A 1,713-nucleotide genomic window follows, 5' to 3' on the forward strand; every position below is an offset into this window, starting at 1 on the left:
CGCGCTCGGCGGCCTCGGCCTGGGCGATCCGCAGCGCCGCCCCGCTCAGCCCCAGCATCACGAACACCATCCCGGTGGCGATGCTGAACGCCAGCAGGTCGAACGTCACCGACGCGATCCCGCCCACCAGCACCGCCGACAGCAGGCAGGCGGCCATGCCCCGCACGTTCTCGTCCGCGCTGAGCAGCCGCGTCCGCAGCACCGCGTAGCAGGCCGCCAGGAACATCCCGATCAGCGCGAACAGCCCCAGGTAGCCGTTCTCGATCATCGTCAGCAGGAACTGGTTGTCCAGGATCGGGTTCTTGGTCGGCAGGAACGTCCCGAACCCCCGGCCCAGCAGCGGGTGCAGCGCGATCTGCTCGTTCGCCGCCTCGTAGTCCGAGGTCCTGGCCTTCACGCTCGGGTCGTCGCTGATGTTCGAGAACATGCCGCGCAACGTGCCGAACAGCCCTGGGACGACCAGGCTCGCCCCGAGGAAGAACCCGCCGCCGACCAGCACCACGGTCAGCTTCCGCCGCTTGGGCAGGGTCGCCACCATGACCACCCCGGCGACGGTCATGCCCAGGATCGCGGTCCGCGAGAGCGCGGTCATCGCCCCGAGGCCGACCAGGGCCAGGCACACCAGCCAGCGCGCGTACGGCCTGCCCTCGTCGCGGGACTGGAACACGTAGTGCGCCCCGATCGCGACGGACATCGCGCACACCAGCCCGTACTCGATGGGGTGGTTCGTGGTCCCGGTGGGCCGCCGGAAGATCGACCGGGTCTCCATGGCCGCGTACACGTTCTCCTGCGCGCGCAGACCGGGGATGGACACGTACCCGGCCAGGTCGATGCCCAGCCCGAACTGCACCAGCCCCACGAACGCGATCCCGGCCGTGCACACCAGGATCAGCTTCATCACCCGGTCGAGCCGCTCCCGCGTGCGGACGGCGTCGCAGGCGAAGATCGCGACGCTGGCCGTGGCCACGATCCGGACCATGCCGCTGTCCGCCACGGTCAGCTCGTCGATCGGCAGGAAGCGGCGCGTCGCCACGGCGTACGTGCACAGGTGCAGCACCAGGTAGAGCGCCACGGCGGTGCGCAGGGCGTTGCGGCCCTTGCCCATGTTCAGCGTGTCGACCATCTGCGCGGACAGCCACAGCACGCCCAGCACCAGCGCCACCACCAGCGCGGGCGGCAGCGTCATCGGCACGAACGACAGCACCAGGCGCGCCGGGATGGCCAGCAGCGCGAGCAGGTACAGGCAGACGAGGGTCGCCCCGTCGGCCCGCTGCCTGATCCGCTCCACTACCGGTTTTCTTCGGTACCGGGCCAACCCTGGTGGACGGGGTTGTGCGTGGCCGAGATGCGCAGGGTCCGCTCGCTGGCGGTGGTGGGCTGGACCTTCACGGTCGCGTCCGCCGACGGCCCCCGCGCGGGCCGGGGCGCCAGCTGCGGACCGGGGATGCCGCCGGGGCGCTGCGGCCCCCGGTCCTCCAAGCCCCGGTCCTCCAGGCCCCGGTCCTCCAGGTCCTCGTGCGCGTGCTCGGGCTCGTCCTGCGGCCACGCCGCGTCGTCGTACCCCTGGGCGCGCTCCCGCTCAGCCCGCTTGGGCAGCCGACCGCCCCGAGTGGACAGTCCCTGCTGTGCCTGCTGTGCCTGCTGTCCCTGCTGTCCCTGCTGTCCCCGTTGCGCCTGCTGCGCTTGGTCGTCCCGCTCTCGGCGGCCCTCCGG

At 71.9% G+C, this 1,713-nt stretch carries 2 protein-coding genes; both read right to left on the minus strand.

Features of this window, described 5'->3' with window-relative positions:
• Positions 1-1,288, minus strand: a 1,288-nt coding sequence (locus ACTUAL_RS07735; RefSeq protein ID WP_440899764.1) for an O-antigen ligase family protein, incomplete at its 3' end; no start/stop codon positions are given.
• The coding region (locus ACTUAL_RS07740) for a hypothetical protein (protein WP_440899765.1) at positions 1,288-1,713 on the minus strand (426 nt) is incomplete at its 5' end. The genes ACTUAL_RS07735 and ACTUAL_RS07740, both read right to left, overlap by 1 nt.

Source organism: Actinosynnema sp. (assembly GCF_052038725.1).